Below are 25,819 nucleotides of genomic sequence, written 5' to 3'. Positions count from 1 at the left end.
CGGAGTCATCGAGATGACGGGGTGATATAAAATGATTGGTAAGGATCAAGCAATGAGCTTTGATAAAGGCAACTCATTGGATTGTCTGGATGTGCATGCTCACGGTACTTCTGGCTCAAAGCGCTGGCACAAGCCGGCTACCGTAGTCACCGTAGACCAGTGCGGTGAGAAAAGGATTATGAAAACCTATCCCTTGTTGTTTTTCCCGCTCAGTTATTGTTTTCGATTGTTGGCCCGTCATGAATATAAAATGCTCAAAAAGGCTGAGGAGTTAGTATTTACGCCAAATCAGGTACGTTGGAACGCCAACGGTGGTGGTGGAGTTTGTTATCAGTACCTCAAAGGTTTTTCATTGAAGGAGCTCCAGGAAAACGGCGAGATTCCAAAGGAATTTTTTGTAAAGCTTTACGCTGCAGTGCAGCAACTTCATCAAACTGGAATGGTCCACCTTGATCTTGGTAATTCCGGCAACATTTTGATGACTCCGTCAGGGGAGCCGAAGATTATTGATTTTGGCTCAGCTGTTTTGCTCAAGCACCTCCCGATAATGTCAAAGAATTGGGCTCGTAAAAAAGACCTGCTCGGTGTGTTAAAGCTTTGGTATCGGTTTGACCGCAAGAGAATGCCGGGAGGATTGCGGAATTACTATCGAACGCATTACAAGAAAAACCTTTACACACCTAAGCGCTTCTATAAGGCCCTCAAGCGAAGCCTTTTCAGCCAGCAACAAGAGATTCAGAGCTTTAGCCCGATTATCGGTATTCTCGCGTTGTTCTTTGGCTTGCTGATGCTCTTGTCATTGCTATAGGTCTGTCTGCTCTTGGCGACGACAACATCGAACGTACTGTGAACGTACCGTTCTCTAATATACGACCGGTCTAATTTCTGTTAGCATGACAACAGTTTAACGATATCGCTATTTAGCTCGAGTATTTCGCGGAATGCTCGATATTCAATTTTTGCTCCGGACTGCCAGGCCGGATGAGTTCAACGTTAGAAAGGAGAGCGTGCCAGTGAAGGGAATACGGGCGAGGAGACGGCCACAATGTTGACATTGAATGTAAATGGTACAACGCATCAGGTGGATGTGCCCGGGGACATGCCGCTGCTCTGGGTAATACGGGATATTTTGAAGCTCACTGGCACTAAGTTCGGATGTGGTATCGCCCAGTGTGGCGCGTGCACGGTTCATATGGACGGGAAACCTGTCCGCTCTTGTGTGTTGCCGGTTCAAAGTGTTGCAGGGCAAGAAATAACAACGATTTAAGGTATTTCTGAAAAGCCCTTGGCTCGAAAGGTGCAGCGCGCTTGGTTGGACCATGAGGTGGCGCAGTGCGGGTATTGCCAGTCAGGCCAGATCATGTCGGCTTTGGCTTTGCTGAACGACCAGACATCAATCAATGATCATGCGATCGATCTTGCGATGGCAGGCAACCTCTGCCGATGTGCAACGTATACGCGTATTCGGGAAGCAATCAAAGATGTGAGTGAAAGCGTGGGAGTATGGCAGCCATGAAGGATCAGCAGGTGAAACTTGAGATGGCTTCCCGGAGACGTTTTCTGAAAGGTATTAGTGCAGCTTTGGGCGGGTTGGTGGTTGGCGCCTGGTTACCGCCAATGGCGCCTAAAAGTGCCGCGGCAGAGGCGGTTGCACAGGGAAAGGCTTCGCTCGGGGATTCTTTGGCCGATGGATTCGGCGCTTTTGTCCGTGTTGGGCATGACGGTCGCGTCGCGTTGATTTCGCCCAAGGCCGAGATGGGGCAAGGCATCCAGACGGGCATTGCCATGATGGTGGCAGAAGAGCTGGAAGTCGGTCTGGATCAGATAGACATACAGGAAGCTCCACCCAACGCGGAACTGTACACCGACGCTTTGCTTCAGTTCCAGGCGACCGGTGGTTCTACGTCAACGCGTTACACATGGGAACCGTTGCGACGGGCCGGTGCTACTGCTCGAATGCTGTTGGTTCGAGCAGCAGCCTCGGTTTGGGAAACGGATTCCAACCTGTGTCATGCACGGGACGGCAAGGTTTTTGGCCCGACTGGGCAGAAAATCAGCTATGGCGACCTGGTTGATCTCGCCGCGACCTACGCTTTACCCGACGATGTGATCTTGAAGCGACCGGAAGATTTTCATCTGATCGGCACCCCGGCCACACGTCTGGATACACCGACCAAAGTGAATGGTCAGGCAAAATTCACCATCGATCTGGATATGCCGGGCATGTTGATAACGTCGGCACGGGCCTGTCCCGTTTATGGTGGGAAGGTGCGGCAGGTCGATGACAAAGCCGCCCGACGTGTGCCTGGAGTGAGAGATATTGTGATCCTCGAGGATGTGGTTGCGGTAACAGCGACCAACACCTGGGCCTGCTTTCAGGGCCTCAAGGCATTGAATATTGAATGGGACTATGGAGCCAACAGCAAGATCGACTCCGCTGTGGTCGATCAGAAACTTCAGGATGCAATTCAGCGGGATGGTGTAGTTGCCACTGAGAAAGGGGCTATAGACGCATCGCTTCAAGCGGCGAGCTCGAAGTTTGAGGCCGTTTATGAACAGCCTTTTCTGTCCCGCTCACCGTTAGAGCCAATGAGTTGTGTGGTGCATGTGCGGGATGACGGATGCGATCTCTGGGTAGGAACGCAAGTGCCTGGATTTGCGCAGCAAACCGCAGCAGCAGTAACAGGCTTGAAACCCGAGCAAGTCAAAGTGCATAACCAATGGATCGGGGGAGCTTTTGGGCGGCGCCTGGATTTTGACTTTATTACCCAGGCGGTGCGGATCGCGAGCAAAGTTAGCTATCCAGTCAAGCTGACCTGGAGCCGGGAAGAGGACATGACCCACGACCTCTACCGCCCACAGTATGCCGATCGGATGACCGCTGCTGTTAACGGCGAAGGGTTTCCGGTTGGTTGGCAGCACCGCATTGCAGGGGGATCTATATTTGCCCGTTATGTGGGGAGCCTCCCGGCCAGCGGTGTCGACCCTGACGCCGTAGAAGTGGCCGTTGACCCCATCTACAAACTGGACAGCCTGAAGGTCCACTTCATTCGTGAAGAGCCTGAAGTGGTGCCCGTTTCCTGGTGGCGAGGTGTTGGTGTTCTGCGCAGCACTTTTGCCATTGAGTGTTTTGTTGATGAGTTAGCTCATAACGCCGGAAAAGATCCACTGAGCTACCGAAAAACCTTGTTGGCCCACAAGCCCAGGGTGCTGACGGCATTGGATCTGCTGGCCAGCAAGGTTGCGTGGGATAGCCCGGTGCCCCGTGGTCGCGGTCGAGGGCTGGCTGTCGGGGAAGTGTTCGGCAGCATTGTGGTTACGATGGTTGAGCTATCCGCCATTGGAGAAAAGGGCGTCAGAATCGAGCGTTTGGTCACCGTCGTTGATTGCGGACTGGTGACGAATCCGACCTCGGTGAAAGCACAAATGGAGGGCGGCACCTTGTTTGGGTTGTCAGCAGCGCTGTTTAATGAAATTGATATTAAAGGCGGTCAGGTGCAGCAAGAAAACTTCCATGCATACCGCCAGTTGCGCATCAGCGAGGCACCGCCTGTAGAAGTGCATATAGTACCCAGCGCTGAAGCGCCGGGAGGGGTGGGAGAAGCTGGTACCGCGCTAATAGGGCCTGCTTTGCTTAACGCGGTCAACGCGACATTCGGAGATCGGGTTCGCCGTCTACCGCTTGTTCGTTCGGGCTATTTTATTGCATAAGGAGGGCGTTGTGAGAAAGATTATTTTTGGCCTGCTCGCGTACCTTCTGGTGTGTGTTGATGTTATGGCAGTTAGCAGCGACAAGGCGTTAGTCGCCGAAGGCGAATACCTGGCAACCGCTGCGGATTGTGTGGCTTGCCACACGGCTCCGGGTGAAAAGCCGTTCGCCGGAGGGCTTGCTTTTGAATTGCCGTTCGGGACGCTCTACACCCCGAACATTACGCCAGATGCTGAAACGGGTATTGGAGACTGGACAGATGACGAGTTCGTCAGGGCGTTGCAGGAGGGGATAAGCCGAGAGGGTGAGCATTACTACCCCGCTTTCCCATATACCTCGTACACCAAAATGCCAAGGGAAGATATTCTTGCAATCAAGGCGTATTTGTTCAGTCTGGAACCGGTGCACCAACCAGCGAGGGAGAACGATATTGGCTTTCCTTTCAATCAGCGCTGGGGAATGTACCTTTGGAATTTTGTCTTCTTGGATGACAAGCGCTTCCAGCCTGACCTTGATCAAAGCGAGGCCTGGAATCGCGGTGCCTACCTGGTGAATGGGCCCGGGCATTGCGGCGAATGTCATACCCCGAGAAATATTTTTCAGGCGACGCAGTCCAGCGAGCTGTTTGCTGGTGCCGATATTGGGGGCTGGCGAGCCTATAACATTACCTCAAGTGATTCGCACGGAATTGGCCAGTGGTCAGAAGATCAGTTGGTATCCTATTTCAGGGAGGGGTATGCAGAAGGTCATGGCGTAGCTGGGGGACCAATGGCCGAGGTGGTTGAATATAGCCTGAGACACCTGAGTGAGAGTGATCTCAGGGCCATAGCTACTTATCTAAAAGCAACCGACCCCAAAGCTGTTGGGGTACCGAGGCCCGCCGTGAAGCCGAAACTAGCGGGAGCACCGTTGAATGAAGATCTGGGCAGTAAAATCTTCGCCGATGCCTGTGTTAGTTGCCACCAGTGGGATGGGCGAGGTAATCAGAGCCCCACAGCTACACTGTCGGGTCTGAAGACAGTAAGCGACCCTCGTGCTTCTAATCTGCTAGGCATATTGCTGGAGGGGAACCCTGCATCGTCGTTGCCGGTGAATCATAGAATGCCCGATTTCGGCGCTATCTATAATGACCAGGAGCTGGCGGCCTTGGCGACGTTTGTACTGAGCCATTTTGGCAGGCTTGATACTGCAATAGAGCCGGAGCAGGTCGGCGAGCGTCGGTCGTTGTCATTGCACTGAAGGTGAACGGGGTGTTGAGGTATGTCGGGATTAGTGTCGTTGATAAAGACGATCGACGAGCAGGAGCGCCTGGGCGAGGGATTTGTCCTCGCAACGGTTGTTAAAGTCGAAGGCTCGGCCTATCGCCGCCCCGGGGCCAGAATGTTGATTTCCGCGCTTGGACAATCTGAAGGAACGGTCAGTGGAGGCTGCCTGGAGCAGGATGTCATCAAAAAGGCTTGGTGGCTGACCTCCGATGGCCCGGTGGTTCGCAGCTATAGTACGGCTGAAGATGGTGAAGAAAGCGAATCCTCTTATCACTTTAGTCTCGGTTGCGATGGCAAGATATTTCTGCTGTTTGAGAGAATTTTGCCTGCCGCTGCGTCTCCACTTGTCCGAACCCTGAAAATGGTTCATGAAGAAAAACGAAAGGCAGCGATCGCTACCGTAATCTCGGCGGATGACGAGTCCGCCTTTGTTGTCGGAGACCGTCTGATAGTTCCCCCTGAAGGAGGTTTAGACGGCAGTTTGGTGGATAGCTCATTGGAGCAAGTGCTTGCCGACGATTTACGTGAGGTAATGGCAAGCGGGAAATCTGCGCTGAATCAATACAGCGACCAAGCGGCTGAGGTTGAGGTGTTCCTGGAAGTTGTATCGCCACCTCAAAAGCTTGTGCTGTTTGGCGCGGGGCATGATGCTCAACCACTGGTCCGGTTGGCGAAAACTCTAGGCTGGCATGTCACCGTTATAGACGGAAGGGCAAACTTCGCGATGGCACACCGCTTCCCTGAAGCTGATGATGTTCGGGTGATGAATGTTGACGAGCCGCTGTCCACGAGTTCCTTGCTAGATGGCGCCGCTGTTGTCGTGATGACCCATAGCGTGACTCAGGATACACGGTGGTTGAACAAAGCCCTGAGGAGCGGTGCTTGCTATGTTGGGCAGTTGGGGCCTCGGTACCGAACAGAGCGACTGTTGGCTGACATTGGTGATGATGCACAAACTGCTCAGGCTCGTGAAAAGCTCTATTACCCTGTTGGTCTTGATCTTGGGGGAGACACCTCAGAGAGCGTTGCTATGGCGATCCTCTCAGAGATCAGTGCGGTGGTAAACGGTCGAAACGGTGGCATGTTGAAATACAGAGCCGCGAGAATTCATGAGGCGGAGTAGCGGCCTTTTGGAGGGTGTTACTCTTAAAAAAACATGGTTATTCCAAAAAAACTGTAGACGACTGGTCTATTCATCGTTAAGCTAAAAATTAGCGTGATAAGCAAGTAGATTCCATTTTTTTATTTGCCCTGCCTCTAGACGACCGGTCTAGGAGTAGGCAAATTATGAGTAACCTCGAGTTTTACAACCTAACCACGTCCCACGAGAAAGGTCTTAATTATGGCTTATGAAACACGAAACCCTTACACCGGCGAGCTCTTGGAAACATACCCGGACGCGACCGATACTGAAGTCCATCAAGCGATTGAAAATGCTCATGCGGCATTTTTATTGTGGAAGGAAATCGGGTTTGCGGAACGTGCCCGTGTAATGCACTCCGCTGCAACCATATTGCGTCGTGACGTCGATTTCTTTGCAAATTTGTTAACGACTGAAATGGGCAAGCTTGTCTCTGAAGCTAAAGCCGAAATCGCCCTGTCAGCGGATATTTTTGACTATTATGCCAATAATGCAGAAGCCCTGCTGGCACCTGAAAAGCTGCCCGTAGCCAATCCTGATGAAGGTGATGCCGTTTTGTCCGCAGAGCCGCTGGGGGTATTGCTGGCAATTGAGCCGTGGAACTTTCCGTTTTACCAGGTGGCCCGTATCGCCGCGCCACAATTGTCCGCAGGCAATACCATGTTGCTCAAGCATGCTTCAAATGTTCCACAAGCTGCTGCCGCATTCGAAAAATTGATGCTGGAGGCTGGTTTGCCCCAAGGGGCGTTCAAAAACCTGTATGCAACACGCTCGCAGATCGAAACCATCATTAACGACCCACGTGTTCATGGCGTCGCGCTGACCGGATCGGAAGGCGCAGGTTCGGTAGTTGCCGCGCAGGCCGGTAAAGCACTGAAGAAATCGACGCTTGAACTTGGCGGTGCAGATGCGTTTGTGGTGTTGGCCGATGCGGATATGGAGAAAACCATCAACTGGGCGATCGTTGGGCGGCACTGGAATGGCGGCCAGGTCTGTGTGTCCTCCAAGCGAATGATCGTCGTTGATGACGTTTATGATGAATTTCTTGAGGGTTACACCGCTGGCGTTGCGAAACTTAGGGTAGGGGATCCGACGGACCCAACCACAACGTTAGCGCCCCTGTCTTCTGAGGCAGCTGCAAACGAGATTAAAAACAAGATACGCCAAGCGGTTTCCTACGGAGCCACGGCAACCGAAGTTGGACCAAAGGTTCCCGGTTCGGGTGCATTCGTTCAGCCGACCATTCTGACCAATATTTCAGAAGATAACCCTGCTCGGTATTGGGAGTTCTTCGGCCCCGTCTCAATGCTGTTTCGCGCGAAGGATGAGGCGGATGCCGTGCGCATTGCCAATGACTCACCATTCGGGCTTGGCGGGTCTGTGTTTACTGCCGATCCAAAGCATGGTGCCGATGTTGCGAAGCAGATTTCCACCGGCATGGTCTTTGTCAATCACCCGACCATGGCCAAGGCAGACTTGCCTTTCGGTGGTATCGGGCGGTCGGGGTACGGCCGAGAACTGATCGGCTTGGGAATCAGGGAGTTCGTCAATCACAAGCTCATCGCAGTAGTTGATATTGACGCGCCATTCTAGGTGGTGACGTGTTAAACGATGCCCTCGAGGTATTTTGCTTTTAACCATTCGATAGTCGACCGGTCGAATAAGGAGTGATAGATCATGAAGATTTTCTACAAAACCGCTGCGACGGCAACGGGCGGACGCTCAGGAACTTCAACCCTGAACGACGGCAGCTTTTCGGTCCAAATGGTTCGGCCCGATAGCGATGAAGATGGCGTAAACCCTGAACAACTGTTTGCACTTGGTTATGCCGCCTGTTTCGACAGTGCGATGGAGATCACCGCAAAACAGCTCAAGCTGAATGCCAAGGGGGCAAAAACTTCAATCGAAGTGGGTATCGGCCAACGATCCGATGGCGGATACGGGCTTGACCTCGACATCACTGCTCACTTGCCGGGCATGGCCCGCGAGGACGCTCAACGCCTGGTCGAGGCGACACATCAGCTTTGCCCCTACTCCAATGCTACCCGCGGAAATATTGATGTCCGCTTACATATTGAAACTGAAGGAAACTGATATGAAAAATTTCAACTTTCACAACCCTACCCGAATTTTGTTTGGCAAAGGCAGCATTGCAGAACTGAAGGATCAGGTTCCCGCTGATGCGAAAGTTTTGATTCTCTATGGCGGTGGCAGTGCCGAACGCACGGGTGTGCTGGACCAGGTGCGCGAAGCTCTTACTGGCCGGGCAATGCTTGAGTTTGGAGGCATTGAACCTAACCCACGCTATGCTACAACGCTAAAAGCAGTTGAGATGATTCGCGAAAATGCCGTCACTTTCCTGCTTGCCGTTGGCGGCGGGTCGGTCATCGACGCCACCAAATTTATTGCGGCGGCGGCAAAGTATGATGGTGATGCCTGGGATATTCTCACCTCACGTGGATCAGTCATTACCCAAGCAGTGCCGTTTGGCTCTGTGTTGACGCTACCTGCCACTGGGTCTGAGATGAACTCTGGCGGGGTGATTACCAACCCTGAAAAAGAAGCAAAACTGCCGTTTAGCAGCATTCATTGTTACCCGGTGTTCTCGGTGTTAGATCCAGAGGTGACCTATACCTTGCCACCGCGTCAGATTGCCAACGGTGTAGTGGACGCCTTCGTTCATACGATCGAACAATATCTAACCTATCCAGCTGCCGCGTCGGTTCAGGATGGTTTTGCCGAAACCCTTCTGCGCACATTGATCGAACTTGGCCCCAAGGCGCTTGAGACACCCGAAGATTACGACATTCGTTCCAATTTGATGTGGACCGCGACAATGGCTTTGAATGGGCTTATTGGCGCAGGTGTACCTCAAGACTGGGCCACTCATATGATCGGGCATGAGATTACTGCACTGAAGGACACCGATCACGCCCGTACCCTAGCCGTTGTGCTGCCCTCATTGTTGAATGATCAGCGCGAGCCTAAGCGTGAGAAGCTTCTTCAGTATGCCAACAATGTCTGGGATATCCGCGAAGGATCCGATGATGAACGAATTGACGCGGTAATCGAAGCAACGCGCGGTTTCTTCGAACAGATGGGTATCAAGACTCGGTTAGGCGACTATGACGTTGATGCTGACGGAATTAATCACATCGTTAGTGCCTTAAAGGAACACGGAATGACTGCACTTGGGGAACATAAAGCTATCGGCCCCGATGATGCTCGTCGCATTCTTGAAGCTGCTTTGTAGGAGGAGTCGAACATGAAGCAAGCAGACACCGCAAACCGCAAGCTCGTGTTGGCGGAGCGCCCTAAGGGCGAGCCGACTCTGGACACTCTAAGGCTAGAAGAGGAGGCGATTCCTTCTGTCGGTGACAATCAGATGCTTTTGCGTACCGAGTACTTGTCACTCGACCCGTATATGCGCGGCAGAATGAGTGATGCGCCTTCTTATGCTGCACCGGTTGAGGTTGGTGATGTGATGGTTGGCGGCACGGTTGCCAAAGTGGTTACTTCGAAGCTTGATGGCTTTGCAGTGGGTGACTGGGTACTCAGCCAAAATGGCTGGCAGGACTACGCTCTGTCAGATGGCGATGGGGTTACTAATCTTGGTGCTTCGCCTGAGCATCCATCCTGGGCACTCGGCATCCTGGGCATGCCCGGTTTTACCGCTTGGGCTGGCTTGACACAGATCGGTGAGCCCAAACCCGGCGAGACCATTGTGGTGGCAGCTGCGACTGGTCCGGTCGGCGCAACCGTGGGCCAAATCGGCAAACTGCTGGGCTGTCGTGTTGTTGGCATCGCAGGCGGACCAGAAAAATGCGCCTATGCGGTTGACGAGCTGGGTTTCGACGCATGCATTGATCACAAGGCAGAAGACTTTGCTGATCAGCTTACCAAGGCCAACCCTGACGGCATTGATGTCTATTTCGAAAATGTGGGCGGCAAGGTTCTTGATGCGGTGATCCAGCTGTTGAACCCACATGCGCGTGTGCCGGTGTGTGGACTGGTATCGCAATATAACGCCACCGAACTGCCCAGTGGGCCGGATCGAATGAATTGGCTGATGGGGCAGATCCTGCGCAACAAGATCAAGGTGCAGGGTTTTATCATCTTTGACAGTTTCGGTCACCTTTACCCGGATTTCGCCAAGCAGATGGGTACTTGGGTTGAAGGTGGAAAAATCAAGTATCGCGAAGAGGTCATTGATGGTCTGGAAAATGCCCCAGAAGCTTTCTTCGGTCTGCTCAACGGCGAGAACTTTGGCAAGCGAGTGATCCGGGTTGGCCAAAACTAACAGTAAAACGAATGTACGTTCTGATGGTGCCGACGTAGCAGCTTTCGTAGCTGATTCATTACGGTGTCGTTGACGCGGAACCATGCCTGCGATTTTCCGGCCTGGAAGGTTAGCGTCGAGACTCTGGCCGCGGCGGTAAGCCATTAGGCCTCAACTCATAACAAATGGAGTAGACAATGAAAGTTCTTGTCGCTGGAGCTACCGGAAAAACCGGGCTTCGCTTGATTGGTGAGCTTAAATCTCGTGGCCATTATCCGATTGCGTTGGTTCGTGAAAGTTCCGACACGTCCACACTGTCTTCTGATGTTGAGCTACGCTATGGCGATTTGACCGACTTGCAAGAGGATGTCTGTGAGGGTTGTGACGCTGTCATCTTTGCAGCAGGTTCCGGCAGCCACACGGGTGCCGATATGACCGACAAGGTCGACCGCGATGGGGCGCAGCGTCTCGTTGATATTGCGGCGAAAGCGAAGGTCTCCCGTTTCGTCATGCTCAGTAGTGTTGGCGCAGACAATCCCGATCCTGAGAGCAAGCTCGCACATTATCTACAGGCCAAGCATGACGCTGACGAATACCTGAAAGCCTCCGACCTGAGCTATGCCATAGTGCGACCGGTGCGGTTGACCGATGAAAATGGGACCCGAAACATGCGCTTTGGCGACACGGTTGATGTTGATGGAATCGCTGCGAGAGGCGATGTCGCCGCAGTTTTGGCCGAGGCAGTGGATGATGAAAAGTGGAATAACAAAGCGCTAACCATGCAGTCAATTTAAGGAAAGTACATGAAAATTTTAATGGTACTGACATCGCACGATGAGATGGGCGATAGCGGCAGGAAGACCGGCTTTTGGCTGGAGGAGTTTGCCGCGCCCTATTACGTCTTCAAGGATGCCGGAGCGGATATTACTCTGGCCACGCCTAAGGGTGGGCAACCACCCATTGATCCGTCCAGCGATAGTCTGGAAGCGCAAACCGACGACACCCGTCGTTTCAAGGGCGATGTTGAGACGCAAAAGCATCTTGCGACTACGGTGAAACTTTCCGAGATGACAGAAGACGGGTTCGATGCAATCTTCTATCCTGGTGGCCATGGCCCTTTGTGGGACCTCGCCGAGGATGCAGACAGCAAACGCCTGATCGAAGCCTTTGCCGCCGCTGACTTGCCTGTTGGGGCCGTCTGCCACGCCCCCGCCGTATTCCGCCACACTCAAGGCACAGATGGTAAGCCCTTAGTCTCAGGGCGACGAGTGACAGGCTTCACCAATACAGAAGAAGAGGTTGTTGGCCTGGTCAACGTTGTGCCCTTCCTGGTCGAGGATATGCTTAAAGCCAATGGTGGCATTTATGAGAAAGGCGCTGATTGGGCCAGCTTTGTGCTGCGGGACGGCAAGCTCGTCACCGGTCAGAACCCGGCTTCATCAGCTGCCGCCGCAGAGGAGCTACTTGCGTTGCTGAAATAACGGAAAACGATGACCGAATTAATCTAGCTCCGCTGTGAAGCCTCTCTCTCTTCCGAACAGGTCGTAATTCTGAGGGGCGTGAGTGCTTGAGCTGTCATGCAGCTGGCATGAAATACGATTCTTGTTTGGGAGAAAACATGTGAAAACTCGTAACTCGCGCGTCAATACGACTAACGTTCCTGAAACTGACCTCTTTTCTCCGGTTGAAATAGGGCCTTATGCTCTGACAAACCGCGTTGTTATGGCACCGCTAACGCGGGCGCGCTCGCCTGAAAGTATCGCCACATCGATGATGCAAGAGTATTACACGCAGCGCGCATCGGCAGGACTGATCATCAGTGAGGCGTTGAACATTTCACCGCAGGCAGTGGGTTACGCCTTTACCCCAGGCCTTTGGACCACTGAACAGATCGAAAGCTGGCGCCCTGTAACAACGGCTGTTCACGATAAAGGCGGACGCATATTCGCTCAGCTTTGGCATGTTGGTAGGGTTTCTCACCCGGACGTGCAACTTGGCGGCGTGCTACCAGTTGCTCCATCTGCTGTTCGCCCCAATGTCGAAGCGTTCACGGCAGAGGGAAAGAAACCGGCACTGACGCCAAGAGCACTACGTATGGACGAGCTGCCGGGAATTGTGGCGGATTATGAGCAGGCTGCCCGCAACGCTCTGGACGCAGGATTTGATGGCGTTGAAATTCACGCCGCAAATGGTTACCTGCTTGATCAGTTTATGAGGGATGGGGCCAATCAGCGCACTGATGCCTATGGTGGGTCGGTCGAGAATCGTATTCGGCTGACACTTGAGGTTACCAAAGCTGTTGCAGCAATCTGCGATGGAGGGCGTACGGGGCTGCGGATATCTCCGGTCAGTACCGCCAACGGCCTTAGTGACAGCAACCCTGAGCCGGTCTTCACGGCGCTTGTCGACCAACTGAATGATGTTGACCTGGCTTATCTTCACGTTGTGGAAGGAGTGACAGGCGGGTCGCGAACCGTTGAAGGCGGGTTTGACCTGAATGTTTTGCGGCAGCGCTTCAAAGGGTTGTACATGGCCAACAATGGCTATGACCGCAACCTGGCTCTATCAGCGCGGCGTAGTAATACCGCTGATCTGATTGCTTTTGGGCGCCCCTATATTGCCAACCCTGATCTTGTAACTCGACTTGAGCGAGACGCGCCTCTCAATTCGCTTGACAGCGCAACGGCTTATGGCGGAGGAGTCGAAGGATATATCGATTACCCTTTCCTGGAAGTGAATACTCCTGGTTGAAAGCATTTATGACTGGTTTCTGGAAGAAAAAAGAGGGGAACGACGATGAAATCTCGTAATTTAGGCGCCGGACTGGGCTCTGTCTCTGCTATTGGCCTCGGCTGCATGGGAATGTCTGAATTCTATGGGCCCGCTGATAGGGCGCAATCGCTCGCGACGCTGGAGTATGCATTCGAAAAAGGCGTAACGTTTTTTGATACTGCAGATACCTACGGCCTTGGCCGTAATGAGAATCTTCTCAGCAGCTTTCTCGCCCGACACCGAGAGCAGATCACTCTGGCGACCAAGTTCGGCATTAAGCGCGATGGCCCACTTGCGGATCGCCGAATTGACAATACCGCGACCTACATGGCCAGCGCCTGTGAGGCTTCGCTAACGCGGCTGGGTATAGAAACAATCGATCTCTACTATGCTCACCGTCTAAATCCGGGTGTACCCGTCGAAGATACGGTGGGTTCGATGGCTGAACTCGTCAAGCAAGGCAAAGTACGGGGCTTGGGGTTGAGCGAGGTGTCCCCTGAGACTTTGCGCCGCGCCCATGCTATTCACCCTATTGCTGCAGTGCAATCGGAATACTCCCTGTGGACGCGCGATCCAGAAGACGGAATGTTGCAGACCTGTAAGGAGCTCGGTGTAGCTTTTGTTCCATACAGCCCGCTTGGTCGGGGGTTTTTGACGGGTAAGATTAGATCGGTTGACGACATGGCTGTCGACGATTTTAGGCGGACCTCTCAACCACGGTTCCAGGGAGACAATTTGCAGAAGAATCTGTCTGTGGTTGATGCACTGACCAGATTTGCGGATTCAAAAGGCTGTACACCGGCACAGTTGGCTTTGGCGTGGGTTCTGGCGCAGGGCGATCATGTCATCCCTATTCCTGGAACACGTACCGAGCGATATATCGATGAAAATATAGGTGCGGGGTCATTGTCTTTGACTGCGGAAGACATTTCTGCCCTTGATAACCTTGCTCCGAAAGGCGCGGTAAGCGGTGAGCGTTATACGATTGAAGGGATGCGGCACGTCGATATTTAATGGTCCTAAACCTAACAAAACCAGCCATGAAGAGGCCACGGCAGACTGAACTGGCTTTCTCGTTAACCGAATGGCTCTGCAATGCGGAGTGATATTCTTGTAACAGGCGTTTGAAGAACCAATGAATAGATTACTCATCCTGGCTTTAGGAATGTTTTCCATTGGCACGGCCAGTTTCGTTATGGCAGGCCTTCTGCCGGAGATGGCAGCCAGTTTTAATATCAGTGTTGGTGACGCGGCGAGTATGATCGCTGCGTTCGCCGTAGCTTATGCTCTGGTGATACCGATCGCAGCAACTCTGATGGTGAACTTGTCTTATAAGCCAATACTGGTGGTGGGCATGAGCATTCTTGCCGCAGGCCATGTGGTTTCAGCGCTGGCGCCAAATCTGGAAGTGGCGATTGCCGGTCGTGCGCTGGGAGGCTTGGGCGGGGCACTGTTTATGCCAATTGCCGGAGCAGCGGCGACCGCGATAGTCGCGCAGGAACATTGGGGGCGTTCATTGGCTATCATTACAGCCGGCTTGAGTGCGTCAACCGCAATTGGAGCGCCGGTGGGAATTGCTCTCTCTACGAGTTTTGGTGACTGGCGGCTGGGTATGTGGCTTGTCGCTGCACTAGCCGGTGCAGCGGCTATTGGGGTTGGTACTTTACTAGAGGCCATCCCAAGACCGGATACAAAGAAGAGATCCAGGGATTTGTTGGCCTCTGTGACGAAACCGGCGATATTCGGCGTGTTGGGAACGACACTGTTTTTAATGATCGGATCCTACATCGTTCACACCTATGCCAGTGTAATTCTTATGCCCGCTACTAATGGAAGGGGTGAGACATTGGCGCTTTTAATGGCGGCTTGGGGCGTTGCGGCTACTATTGGAACCTTTACCGCGGGCAGGCTGACCGACCGATGGGGTGCGAGGCCAATTATTGTTGGCGGGCTCACGGTTTTGAGCCTCAACTTCTTACTGTTTCCAGTGCTTACCTATTCTCCGTTCATATCGGTTTTGCCGCTTGCCGTTTGGGGGGCGATTGCGTGGAGCTGTCTGGTGCCACTGCAGCACCAGTTAGTGAAAGCGGCGCCCTCTAGCGCATCCATCGTTCTGGGGCTGAATACTTCAGCTATATATCTGGGGGTTTCGCTTTCTGCGTCTATTGGAAAGCATGTATCTCAAGCGTTTGGGAGCGAGTATCTGAGCGTGGTCGCGGCCGGTTTTACGATTCTGGCTCTGGGGATATATGAGGGACATCGGATAATTGTAAACCGGGGTTCAGGAAGCTCGACTCACTGCTTGGCTAGTGGTCGTTATCATTCTTAGTCTTGTTTTCGGAGTCAAAGTCATCGAGATTTTTCTCTACGCAGCCAAGCGCATCTGACGCCTATTCCTTCACAATAAACGTGATTGGAAATCATGGGAACTTTGAGTAAAACGAAACTAATAACTTTATCGTAGCTTACCCCCCCCTTCTGCCGTAACCAGAGAGCAGATGGGCGAAGGAATGGACTCAGCTTATCCGCTGGTCGGCACCTTTCCCTTATGGCAGAAAATACGCTCAACAGATTAGTTGCAACCAGTTTACTGTCGTTGTCGCTAGTTGGTAACTATCGAGCCTTGTGGCAAAGTCGGGGCATTCTTCTCAGGAATCTAGGGAATGACCGACTATAAGCTCGACAACCGCCAGTCTAAGCCTACCTTGATTGCTAGTGTTTCGTCCGGTTAATTCGCTGGCGCATGTTTGTTATAATAGGAATCGTCAAACAGCAATAAAAGGTTCCCATTGTGCCCAAACCCGCAGCGCCATTTAATCTGACTGTAAACGATCAATTGGAACTCGAAAGTTGGTGCCGAACCAATACGCTGAGCCAGCATCTGGCGCAACGCGCCAGGATACTTTTGTTACTGAATGAAGGTCAGACCCCAAAAGGAATCTCAGAGTCTCTTCAGGTTAGCACCCAAACGGTCTTCAAGTGGCGCAAACGCTACAGTGATCGAGGTCTTGAGGGGCTTCATGATGCGCCGCGACCTGGCCAGCCTCGAAAACTCGACGGTAAAACCGTCAAGAAAATTTTAGACGACACAGTCCATAAAGTTCCGAAAGAGGCCACACACTGGAGTATCAGTCTCATGGCAGAGCATGCCGGGGTAACGCGCTGGCAAGTGCACCAGATCTGGAAAGCAGCCGATTTGAAGCCGCACCGGCTCAGAACGTTCAAGATCAGCAACGATCCCCACTTCGCTGAAAAAGTGTGCGATGTTGTCGGGCTTTATATGAATCCTCCGGACAATGCACTGGTTCTGTCTGTTGACGAAAAAACCCAGATTCAGGCTCTTGACCGAACCCAGCCGAAATTACAGCTTCGCCCGGGACAAGTTGAGCGACAGACACATGATTACAAACGTCATGGCACAACCAGCCTGTACGCTGCATTCAATACGCTGACGGGTCAGGTGATCGGACGAATCACTCAGCGTCACCGAGCCAAGGAGTTTTTAGACTTCTTGCGACAGATCGACCGGGAAACTCCGAAGGGTCTGGATCTGCACTTGATCTTGGATAACAGCTCGACTCACAAGACGCCGGAAGTCAAAGCTTGGCTGGCCGAGCACCCTCGGTTCAAGCTGCACTTCACGCCCACGAGCGCTTCCTGGCTGAATGCGGTCGAGGGTTGGTTTGGCCAACTGGAACGACGAGCCCTATACCGCGGTATTTTCACCAGCGTCGGCGAATTAAAGTCTGCGATTAAAAAGTTCATCAAGGTTCACAACGAAAAACTGGCAAAGCCGTTCCGTTGGCATAAAAGCGCAGAATCGATTATGACGTCAGTGGCTCGGGCAAAGCTGAGTTTAATTGATAATAAATGAGCGAATTAACCGAACGTTACACTAGTCGGCCGGCGGCCACCTCGAGGATCATCAGTGGCAGAACCACAATAATAACGGCGGTGAAATAGGCAATCAGGAACGCCCCGCCGCCGTACCGTTCGCTGAGTTGCTGAATCTTGCGCCCGACCCGTTTTGGCGTGTTGGCAATCTTACCTTCCTAACCCGGCCCCTGCCGCCTTGGCTCAGCCACCGCAATATTGAAATGGATTCAGCGTTAAACTGGGTCATGACCCGCCCTCCTCAATATAGCTCTGTCCAAGGGTTGTTTACCTATCCCCAACGATAACCCTCGATCGTTGAGGATGGGCAGGTCAAAACATCATATCTAATATGGCGTATCCGTACTGGCATATAAAACAGTTTTTTGATTATAGCATGATGCACTACCGTGATCTGGCCAAAAATGCCAGCCGCCTGGATTTTCCAACTTTAGCCCTCTTCAGTCGAGGCTGATGGAAATCGGGGATTAGTCAAGGAGACCCCAGTATTGAAGTTGACACAGCTCAGTACTGGATCTAATTGTTTTCATATATTCGGTAATTCTAGAAATATGGTGCTTTCCTGTGTCCTTTCAGTTACAAGATACCCTGAGCATGCTTGCTTTTCTTGCCGCTGGCCTTGGGGCTATCACGCCTTTTTGCAGCTGCTCGACTATTCCCATGCTGAAAGGTATGACTCGTGCACGTGCCGGCTTTAGGCCGATGATGGTGTTTTTATTTACCTCTCCGTTGCTAAACCCCGTCGTTATCGGGCTTTGAGCGTTATGTGCGCCGGCCCGGATAATCCCCTTACCATCCCGGTTGCCGCTGTTTCGTAATTAATAAGTGCCATTTTGAAACTACGCACCAAACCTATGACCAACGGCCCGCCCAATCAGTAAACATCCTCTAGGTAACGCCCTTCTGCTCTCAACTCCTCGATATCCATATGCAACGGTTTGAGAATCGAGTCAAACACCTGGCGTACACCTGCGGCCATCTCCCGCCCTCCGCATACCAATATCTGTGCACCTATCTCAATCTGTTGTCGCAACGCGGTTTCATCGGCAACGATGGCATCCTGAACGTAGGCGTTCTCTGCCGACCTTGAAAACGCGGTATTCAGCCTGGTAAGCCGCTGGTCATCCAGATAACGGCCAAGCTCCGGTTGGTAGAGAAAATCCGAATCTGGGTTACGGCCGCCCCAGTACAGGTACATGGGGTTGCGCTCGGTATTTTTCCGGATAAAACCGGCAAGTGGTCCGATTCCCGCGCCAGCGCCAACGAGAATAATGGGTGTAGTACCCCCCGCAGGACGAAAGCCGGGGTTTTTCTGGATAAACCCGGCAATCCGATCGCCCGGTTTGAGGCTGTGCAGATATCCTGAGCAAAGGCCATCAGTCTGTTTGCGCACACAGATTTCCAGTATCCCATCCGACGCAGAGGAGGCCAGCGAATAGAATCGGGCGACCTCATCTCCGGGTGGCGCAACCCCGAGCAGATCGCCAGCCTCAAAGTCCGGCAGCTGTTTCCGGTTTTGGAAGGGCAGTCTTTGCCACAGATTTCTTTTATTTTTTAACGGCTTGAAGCGCAATATGCTGGTAGGCGCATTCACCGCAACGCCGTAGTCCACGCGCTCTACAAGCTCGAACTCTGAAGTGACAGCGGGCGCGGGATTATGGGTCAGCACCAGCGGAATGCCCATGCGCTCGCTGATAGCCTCGCCCCACTCCCGGAACTGTGTGGCGGAGCCGCGATCAATTCGGGTAACCGGATGCATGTGTTGCAGGCCTTTGTTGCTGAGAGCTGAGTTCACATCTAGCGCATACTGGCAGAATTTCGGGAACTGTTGGTCACCAAAACCGAGAACCACAAACTTCAATCCGTCCTCTGGTTGAAAGTGTTCAAGTCGAGTCAGAAACTGGCTGGCGGAAGAGGGCGCGTCACCGTCACCATAGGTTGATGTCAGAATAAAAAGTACAGAGGCGTTCGGGTAGTGCTCCGCCAGATCATTCATGGGCGCGCAGTGCACTTTCTTTCCGGCCTGATTGAGCTTGTTCTGAAGGTCCTTGGCAAAACCCCAGGTGGTATTGCCTTCAGAGCCCACCAGAATGACGGTGTCAGCGGCGTCAATGCTCTCATTTTCACCCAGGCTTATGGCGGATGAGCGCCGCTGCCACCAGATCTGCAGGCCGGTGAATGACAGCACCGGCACGGTCAGTGCGGCTAGCCCGAGAATCAGGCCTAACCACCACAAGCCTTCACCCGTATGCAGGCGAACTATCCAGTGATGGAACTGGCTGCCGGTAGAACGCGCCTCATACTGCAGCAGTTCACCGGTTGCCTGATCCACGAACCCGGAACCCTGAGTGGTGCTCAGTGAATAGACGTCCGTGGGGTCATCCGGGTAAGGGAATACCAGTTCCCGTAGCTCGTTGACATCCACGTTTTTCAGCGCGCTCAAAGAGCCTGCCGGTACGGGTGTACCGCCTGAAACCTTCGCAGGAAAAGAGGGCTCTGTGTTGGCACCCTCCGGTAACAGGTCAAACCTGACAGCCGACATATAGCTGCCAGTCAGTGCTGACAGTAACAAACCAATCACGGCAAATCGTGCCAGTTCGGCGTGAATCCGGGGGCCACCGGAGCCTGGAATGGGTCGAAAAATCGCATTCCAGCCCCCCAGGCGTCGAGCCAGCAGAAAAGCTCCGGACAGGCAGATCAATACCATCAGTGCCGCCAAAACCCCGGCCAGTATTCGCCCGGCATCATTAAGAAGAAACGATCGATGCAGGTTCTTTACCCATCGCAAGAATGCCGATGGCTGGTAGGGTGCAATACCTTCGCCGGTAAGAGGGTTAACCAGGTCGGCACCCGGCTTGCCATTACGGCTGTAATAAACGACGACTTCGCCCGCGAGAGAACGTGCGATCTGTTCGGTGCCGGGATAATTCACCACCACACGCTCGGTCAGATCGGCCACGGTGAGTTCGCCAGCGGTCGGGACAACAGCGCTCGACCGCTCAATTGCCGGCACTGCGGACAAAACAACTCCCGAGGTCGCCAGCACTACGAGCAGTAATGCAGCGACCAATCCGGGTAAACCATGGAGCTTGCGCAACATTAATGTGTCTCCCGTCGTTTACTTGAGGTCATAGACAAAGGACTGAACATAGCCGCGGCCGGATACCGTTTTCCCGGAATCTTCTGTGGTCAGAGGCACAACCACATCCGAACGGTTATCACGCATGTCTTCAACGGCAGTATCAACACGAACCTGATAGCCAGAGTCGATCAAAGCGTCTTCAAGTTCCAGAGTCACTTTCAAGGCGCGGCCGCTGGTCACACTGGCGCCGGTCAGGCCATCGTATTCAGCCTGATTCAAACCACTGCCTCGTGCCCAGTCACGCAGGTGCTTGTAATATTTACTCTTCTCACCTGAAATCCAGAGAGTTCCCTGGTACTGTCCGTTGGTATCCGTAAGGTAGAGAGCCAGGTAAGCCCCGTCACCGCCATAATTTTTCAGTTGCGTGGTAAAGGTGACTTCCCGGGCCTGAGCATAAGCCGGTAATGCCATTAGGGTTGCAAGGCCCAGAGTAAACAGAATCTTTTTCATGATGTAATCTCCTTTAATTACTCAACCGTTACGCTGGGGCGACCTTTAACAATGCCCTTGCGTGGAACCCGGTCTTCATTGGTCGGTTCGCTGTAACGCCTGGACTTGTCACGATGGTCGTCATCCTCATCGTCGTCGTCCCGCTCCATTTCCATCAGCTCGAAGGTTGCTGGTGAGTACTCTGCTTCCACGCGGTAGCCATCCGGGTCCCTTCCTTTGACCTCGTAACAACCATCGTCCACCTTGATGCGGAACACCGTCCATCCTTCGGCTTCCAGTTGCTTTCGCAGGTTTTCCCGGGGCTGCCATTGGGCAGCCGGGTCATCGCAGTCATCGTCGGCCAGGGCGCTACCGCTCACCAGCAGTAGCGAAAGGCTGATCACAATGGGTTTGAGTTTCATGATGTGTCTCCCGTTGGGTCGGTTTAATCAACCCTAAGGCTTTTTCCTGACACTGGCCTGAACGGGGGACCAGATAACAGGATGGCAAGCAGTAATAGAATTGTTCAGGCTGCTGTCAGGTGAGGGTTGTAGTATCTTCTGGTTGAAATAAGGCAAAAGGTGAAAGATGCGGATACTGTTGGTTGAGGATACAGCCGGGCTGGGTGAGGCCGTGCGGGATCAGATCAGTGAGGATGGCCATGCCGTGGACTGGGTGCAGAGCCTCGGTTTTGCGGATACCAGCGTGAAAACCACCGCTTATAATCTGATTTTGCTCGATTTGATGCTGCCGGATGGCCACGGTTTTGATTTTCTGAAAAAACTGCGAGCAGCCGGTGATACAACGCCTGTCATCATTCTGACCGCCAGGGACCAGGTTTCAGACAGGATTGCAGGGCTGAATGCCGGTGCTGACGATTATCTGATAAAGCCTTTTGATTTATCAGAGCTGTCTGCCCGGGTAGCGGCCGTGGCACGCCGCTATCGCGGCAATCCGAACCCTCTGGTGCATATTGGCGATCTTGAAGTGGATCTTGGTGACCATCGCATTAGCCGCAACGGCGAGCCAGTGGAGCTCACCGCCCGGGAGTGGGCGCTCTTTGAAGGGTTTTTGCAGCGCCCGGGAATACTGCTGTCGCGTTCACAGCTTGAAGATCGGCTGTACGAATTCGGGGCCGAGATCGAGAGCAATACCATTGAGGTCTACATTAGCCGTTTGCGCAAAAAACTTGGGCGCGACGCCATAGTGACGGTCCGAGGTATGGGTTACCGGTTAAACGCTTATGACCACTAAAACCAGCTTGCAGAAAACCCTTGGTACCTGGCTTACCCTCGGCGTGACCTTGCTTTGGCTGTTGGGCGTGATTGCTTCCGGGGTTATTGCGCGCCATGAAATGAATGAAGTGTTCGACAGCGCCCTGGAAGAGACGGCGCAGCGCATCCTGCCATTGGCGGTGACCGATATTCTCAACCGGGAAAATGACACAGGCGATCAGCGGGCATTGGCCCTGAAAGAACACGATGAATATCTCACTTATCTGGTTCGAGACGCGTCAGGCAAGCTGCTGCTGCAATCCCATGACGCAGATCCGCGTATTTTCGGTGCCAAGCCTCGCGAAGGATTCTCTGAAACGCCTACACACCGGATATACGGCGAGGGGGCCATCAGCGATACCCTGTTCATCGAGGTTGCCGAACCCTTGGGCCACCGCCGCGAAGCCATACTGGATACCAGCCTTGCATTGCTCACTCCACTGGTGCTTCTGATTCCCATCAGCCTGGTTGGTGTGTGGTGGGTGATAAAACGGTCGCTTCGTCAGGTGGTTATACTGCAGCAATCGATAGAAACCCGCGGTGGCAGTGACCTCTCTCCGGTGGCGGTAGACCGCCTGCCAAAAGAGTTTGAACCTACCATGGTTTCAGTTAACCGCTTATTGGAGCGTTTGCGCAGAGCGCTTGAAGCCGAGCGAAGCTTTACTGCTAACAGTGCCCATGAATTGCGAACGCCACTGGCAACGGCGTTGGCGAAGCTTCAGCGGTTAAAAACTGAAGCCCGGGATGCCGGAGTTAAAGCGCGAGCCGGCGAAATTGAAGAATCGCTTCGCACTTTGTCCAGATTGTCGGAAAAGTTGCTGGAACTGGCCAAGGCTGAAGGTGGCAGTGCTCTGTCTGAAAACGAAAATGATTTGGTGCCTATCCTGCAAATGATCACCAACGATTACGAGCGTGAAGCTCCCGGTCGCCTCAAGCTGAATTTGCCAGGCAACCGCGTAATGTCATTACTCGATCCTGATGCCTTTGCCATCCTGGCACGAAACCTTATAGAGAATGCACTCAGGCACGGCGCAGCCGACCGGGCAGTACATATAAGCCTTACAGGTGAGGGCACTTTACGAGTCGCTAATGCAGGTGATGTTGTACCGCCAGAGAAGCTCGCATTATTGCGCAACCGTTTTGTACGCTCCGATTCGAAAACACTGGGCTCCGGTATCGGACTTGCCATAGTGGACGCCATTGCCACCGGCGCAGGTACTGCCCTTAACCTTCGATCACCAGCCTCAGGCCAAAGCGGCGGTTTTGAAGCAGAAGTGAATATTGTCGTGCAACACTCAGGGGTTTAAGGCTGGTGTCAGGTTAATCTTGCAGAATTCAGACAAACCCAAGCCGGAGTTTGTTTGTGCCTAACCTACGTACCAGTGTCACCCTTTTTCTGCTTTTGGCGGCTCAGTTCAGCTTCTGGGCCCCGGGGCTGAGCTATGAAAATTTCCTCACACTCAGTGGCTATCTTGCCATCAATTTCATGTCTATCACTATGCTGCTGGCAACCCGGCCGGTATGGCTGGAATCGCCATTACGTGGATTGGACAGCATGTATCAGTTGCATAAATGGACCGGCATTCTGGCCGTCGTTTTTGCGCTGTCACACTGGTTGATTGAAATGGCGGATGACGCCCTCGAAGCGCTGCTTGGATCAGATCGCAGCTTGAAGGAAGCTGACTTCTCCGGCCTGCTGGACAGCTTGCAGGATGGCGCTGAAGACCTCGGCGAGCCCGGCCTGTATGTGCTGGCGTTTCTGGTTGTTATCACTCTCCTGCGTTGGGTGCCTTATGGTTACTGGCGCCACCTGCATCGGGTGATGCCAGTGATTTATCTGGTACTGGCCACCCACGCATTGTTGCTGGCCCCGCTGAAATGGTGGCAACAACCCACTGGTTGGCTGATGGCGCTGTTGATAGCAGGTGGTGCCGTCGCAAGCCTGCAATCGCTAACCGGGCAAATCGGCAGGAGTCGTCGCTATAAGGGATTGGTTCAGGCCGTCAGGCAGACACCAGCTAACATCACGGAAGTTGTCTGTGAGATGGGCAAGCGGTGGCCTGGCCATCAAGCCGGACAATTTGCTCTGGTGACCTTCGACCGGATGGAAGGAGCGCATCCTTTCAGCCTGTCCAGCGCTGACAATGACAGCGGGCAGCTCAGTTTCCATATCAAGGCGCTGGGGGACTACACCCGCAAGATCCCGCGGAAGCTACGGAGTGGTCAGGCAGTTACGCTGGAAGGACCTTATGGTCGCTTTGACCCCGACAGCGGCAGAAAAAATGCCCAGCAAATCTGGGTTGCTGGCGGCATCGGTATCACACCGTTTCTGGCTGCCCTGGAAAAGCGCCTTATCAATACCGACCAAATATATCCAGGGGTCACACTGCATTACTGCACTGCCGAAGCCTTGGGTGATCCCATGCTGGCTCGCCTGCAACAACTGGTGCAGCAACTTCCGGACATATCGCTGCACATCTACGACAGCCTGCAGGGGCAGTGGTTGACCGCGACGCAACTGAAAATCCATGACCGCAGAGTGGATATCTGGTTCTGCGGCCCGCAGGGCTTGGCTAAAGCCTTGCGAAGCGGTCTGAAGCAACAGTCCATTTCATTACGCTTTCACCAGGAAAGTTTTAAGTTTCGTTGAAACCGGGCTTGTCTTTCAGCCCAGCCAACAATGAGTAGAGTCCAATGAATAAATATCGTGGAACACAGTTCTTGAGCATCACTTTGATCACCGTTGCGCTGTTGACTGCTTGCAATAAGCCTCCGGGAAATTTCGAAGGTCTACAGCGAACCAGCTCGAACGCCGTCAACGTGGCGGATGCAGACGTAACCGAAAACGTCAAGAGGGCCTTGCAGGGAGACCCTGAACTGAATGGCCTTGTTATTATCGTGACCACGCGGAAAGGTGATGTGCGCCTGGTTGGCGTCGTCGACACGCAGAGGCAAATCGATACCGCCATAAAGCTCGCTCAGAGAGCGGACGGCTTCCATACCATCCATAATGAGTTGATCATCAGGAAGTGAGCGTGCTGCGAGGGGTTTTCTACAGCATCGTTTTCAATTTTATTTATTGGGAAAACCTATGAGTCATAGTGAAGTCCATCGGTCACATCGCGTGGGTTGGTTACGTGCAGCTGTATTAGGTGCAAACGACGGAATAGTTTCCACGGCAAGTCTGATTATTGGTGTGGCCGCCGCTAGCAGTGCTCATGAAGGCATTCTTCTGGCAGGACTTGCCGGGTTAGTAGCGGGCGCTATGTCTATGGCTGCTGGGGAGTACGTGTCCGTTAGCTCGCAGTCCGATACGGAAAAGGCAGATCTGGCTATTGAAAAAAGATCATTGGAGCAGGATTTCGAGTTTGAAAAAGAGGAACTCGCTTTAATATACGAAAGCAGAGGGCTTGAGCCGGCTCTCGCGAAGCAAGTCGCTGAGCAGTTAATGGCTCACGATGCTCTTGGTGCACACGCCAGGGATGAAATAGGCATCTCGGAAACGGTTAGCGCCCAGCCCGTCCAAGCGGCATTCTCATCGGCAGGTACCTTTACCATTGGTGCCGCACTTCCGTTGGCGGCGGCATGGGTTGTACCGGGTAGCCAGCTAATTTATGTGGTTGCAGTATCCTCTCTGGTTTTTCTCGCGCTTCTGGGCGGGGTTGCGGCAAGTGCAGGTGGGGCCTCGATTACTATCGGCGCAATCAGAGTTACATTTTGGGGCGCACTCGCAATGGCAATCACGGCTGGCGTAGGGCGAATATTTGGCGTGGTTGCGTAAGAGATTTTTACTCGCCACTTATATTTCAAGCCTGCTTTAACTATTCGGCTCATTATCAATCCGCAAGCCTGATTCAGGCGCGGATCATCTCACGTTTTGACATTTTCCTGATAAAACCTCCACAAAGCTGTGA

Annotated in this window: 25 protein-coding genes; 22 read left to right on the top strand and 3 right to left on the bottom strand. The window is 53.1% G+C overall.

Annotated features, from left to right (window positions below; translation table 11 throughout):
- The first annotated feature begins 52 nt into the window (after positions 1-52).
- The 17 genes from J3U76_RS12710 to J3U76_RS12630 all read left to right on the top strand — a co-directional run bounded on the left by J3U76_RS12710 (position 53) and on the right by J3U76_RS12630 (position 17,819).
- Entirely contained in the window at positions 53-808 is a 756-nt protein-coding gene (locus J3U76_RS12710) for an RIO1 family regulatory kinase/ATPase domain-containing protein (RefSeq protein WP_208006353.1), read from the top strand.
- Positions 809-1,045: 237 nt separating this feature from the next.
- On the top strand, positions 1,046-1,267 hold the full coding sequence (locus J3U76_RS14685) for a (2Fe-2S)-binding protein (protein WP_341534350.1): 222 nt from the start codon (positions 1,046-1,048) through the stop codon (positions 1,265-1,267).
- A 30-nt stretch (positions 1,268-1,297) separates the two neighbouring features.
- A complete protein-coding gene (locus J3U76_RS14680) occupies positions 1,298-1,516 on the top strand; it encodes a (2Fe-2S)-binding protein (RefSeq protein ID WP_341534351.1) in 219 nt (72 codons plus the stop codon).
- Positions 1,513-3,711 carry a xanthine dehydrogenase family protein molybdopterin-binding subunit gene (locus J3U76_RS12700; RefSeq protein ID WP_100639308.1) on the top strand — a complete coding sequence of 733 codons (2,199 nt, stop codon included), beginning with the start codon at positions 1,513-1,515 and terminating at the stop codon, positions 3,709-3,711. The genes J3U76_RS14680 and J3U76_RS12700 overlap by 4 nt, the downstream gene beginning before the upstream one ends.
- Before the next feature lie 10 nt (positions 3,712-3,721).
- Positions 3,722-4,948: a c-type cytochrome gene (locus tag J3U76_RS12695; RefSeq protein WP_208006352.1), complete on the top strand. Its 1,227-nt coding sequence runs from the start codon at positions 3,722-3,724 to the stop codon at positions 4,946-4,948.
- A 21-nt stretch (positions 4,949-4,969) separates the two neighbouring features.
- The gene (locus J3U76_RS12690) at positions 4,970-6,097 is read left to right on the top strand and encodes an XdhC family protein (RefSeq protein WP_208006351.1); all 1,128 of its coding nucleotides are present in this window, start codon (positions 4,970-4,972) and stop codon (positions 6,095-6,097) included.
- Between the two features lie 219 nt (positions 6,098-6,316).
- Positions 6,317-7,708, top strand: coding sequence for an NAD-dependent succinate-semialdehyde dehydrogenase (locus tag J3U76_RS12685; protein WP_208006350.1), 1,392 nt, complete (start codon positions 6,317-6,319; stop codon positions 7,706-7,708).
- 84 nt (positions 7,709-7,792) lie between these two features.
- The gene (locus tag J3U76_RS12680; protein WP_208006349.1) at positions 7,793-8,209 is read left to right on the top strand and encodes an organic hydroperoxide resistance protein; all 417 of its coding nucleotides are present in this window, start codon (positions 7,793-7,795) and stop codon (positions 8,207-8,209) included.
- Position 8,210: 1 nt separating this feature from the next.
- Entirely contained in the window at positions 8,211-9,368 is a 1,158-nt protein-coding gene (locus J3U76_RS12675) for an iron-containing alcohol dehydrogenase (RefSeq protein ID WP_208006348.1), read from the top strand.
- Between the two features lie 12 nt (positions 9,369-9,380).
- Complete coding sequence (locus J3U76_RS12670; protein WP_208006347.1) at positions 9,381-10,415, top strand: NADP-dependent oxidoreductase; 1,035 nt, start codon at positions 9,381-9,383, stop codon at positions 10,413-10,415.
- A 176-nt stretch (positions 10,416-10,591) separates the two neighbouring features.
- The gene (locus J3U76_RS12665; RefSeq protein ID WP_208006346.1) at positions 10,592-11,188 is read left to right on the top strand and encodes an SDR family oxidoreductase; all 597 of its coding nucleotides are present in this window, start codon (positions 10,592-10,594) and stop codon (positions 11,186-11,188) included.
- Positions 11,189-11,197: 9 nt separating this feature from the next.
- The gene (locus tag J3U76_RS12660; protein WP_208006345.1) at positions 11,198-11,875 is read left to right on the top strand and encodes a type 1 glutamine amidotransferase domain-containing protein; all 678 of its coding nucleotides are present in this window, start codon (positions 11,198-11,200) and stop codon (positions 11,873-11,875) included.
- A gap of 139 nt (positions 11,876-12,014) precedes the next feature.
- On the top strand, positions 12,015-13,145 hold the full coding sequence (locus tag J3U76_RS12655; protein WP_208006344.1) for an alkene reductase: 1,131 nt from the start codon (positions 12,015-12,017) through the stop codon (positions 13,143-13,145).
- Between the two features lie 45 nt (positions 13,146-13,190).
- Positions 13,191-14,180, top strand: coding sequence for an aldo/keto reductase (locus J3U76_RS12650; RefSeq protein WP_208006343.1), 990 nt, complete (start codon positions 13,191-13,193; stop codon positions 14,178-14,180).
- Between the two features lie 121 nt (positions 14,181-14,301).
- Positions 14,302-15,495, top strand: a complete 1,194-nt coding sequence (locus J3U76_RS12645) for an MFS transporter (protein WP_208006342.1) — start codon at positions 14,302-14,304, stop codon at positions 15,493-15,495.
- A 462-nt stretch (positions 15,496-15,957) separates the two neighbouring features.
- Positions 15,958-17,040, top strand: a complete 1,083-nt coding sequence (locus tag J3U76_RS12640; RefSeq protein WP_208006341.1) for an IS630 family transposase — start codon at positions 15,958-15,960, stop codon at positions 17,038-17,040.
- Positions 17,041-17,654: 614 nt separating this feature from the next.
- Positions 17,655-17,819 (top strand): permease, encoded by a 165-nt coding sequence (locus J3U76_RS12630; RefSeq protein ID WP_243454249.1) that lies wholly within the window; start codon positions 17,655-17,657, stop codon positions 17,817-17,819.
- 115 nt (positions 17,820-17,934) lie between these two features.
- Here the strand turns inward: J3U76_RS12630 and J3U76_RS12625 are convergent, their stop codons facing one another.
- From J3U76_RS12625 to J3U76_RS12615, 3 genes are read right to left on the bottom strand one after another with little or no spacing between them, the layout of a single operon-like run.
- Positions 17,935-20,160 carry a PepSY domain-containing protein gene (locus tag J3U76_RS12625; RefSeq protein WP_208006340.1) on the bottom strand — a complete coding sequence of 742 codons (2,226 nt, stop codon included), beginning with the start codon at positions 20,158-20,160 and terminating at the stop codon, positions 17,935-17,937.
- An 18-nt stretch (positions 20,161-20,178) separates the two neighbouring features.
- A complete protein-coding gene (locus J3U76_RS12620) occupies positions 20,179-20,652 on the bottom strand; it encodes a DUF2271 domain-containing protein (RefSeq protein WP_208006339.1) in 474 nt (157 codons plus the stop codon).
- 17 nt (positions 20,653-20,669) lie between these two features.
- The gene (locus J3U76_RS12615) at positions 20,670-21,053 is read right to left on the bottom strand and encodes a PepSY domain-containing protein (RefSeq protein ID WP_208006338.1); all 384 of its coding nucleotides are present in this window, start codon (positions 21,051-21,053) and stop codon (positions 20,670-20,672) included.
- 166 nt (positions 21,054-21,219) lie between these two features.
- On the opposite strand from J3U76_RS12615, the gene J3U76_RS12610 reads away from it, so the two are divergent.
- From J3U76_RS12610 to J3U76_RS12590, 5 genes are read left to right on the top strand one after another with little or no spacing between them, the layout of a single operon-like run.
- Positions 21,220-21,885, top strand: coding sequence for a response regulator (locus J3U76_RS12610; RefSeq protein ID WP_208006337.1), 666 nt, complete (start codon positions 21,220-21,222; stop codon positions 21,883-21,885).
- Positions 21,875-23,212 carry an ATP-binding protein gene (locus J3U76_RS12605; protein ID WP_200364479.1) on the top strand — a complete coding sequence of 446 codons (1,338 nt, stop codon included), beginning with the start codon at positions 21,875-21,877 and terminating at the stop codon, positions 23,210-23,212. The genes J3U76_RS12610 and J3U76_RS12605 overlap by 11 nt, the downstream gene beginning before the upstream one ends.
- A 56-nt stretch (positions 23,213-23,268) precedes the next feature.
- The gene (locus J3U76_RS12600; protein ID WP_200364481.1) at positions 23,269-24,555 is read left to right on the top strand and encodes a ferredoxin reductase family protein; all 1,287 of its coding nucleotides are present in this window, start codon (positions 23,269-23,271) and stop codon (positions 24,553-24,555) included.
- A gap of 44 nt (positions 24,556-24,599) precedes the next feature.
- Entirely contained in the window at positions 24,600-24,938 is a 339-nt protein-coding gene (locus J3U76_RS12595) for a BON domain-containing protein (RefSeq protein WP_208006336.1), read from the top strand.
- A gap of 58 nt (positions 24,939-24,996) precedes the next feature.
- On the top strand, positions 24,997-25,686 hold the full coding sequence (locus tag J3U76_RS12590; RefSeq protein ID WP_200364485.1) for a VIT1/CCC1 transporter family protein: 690 nt from the start codon (positions 24,997-24,999) through the stop codon (positions 25,684-25,686).
- Positions 25,687-25,819 lie beyond the last annotated feature (133 nt).

The sequence above is a fragment of the Oceanisphaera pacifica genome, from assembly GCF_017498065.1.
GTDB classification, from domain to species: Bacteria; Pseudomonadota; Gammaproteobacteria; order Enterobacterales; family Aeromonadaceae; genus Oceanimonas; species Oceanimonas pacifica.
This window is presented reverse-complemented; position numbering and strand designations above follow the sequence as displayed.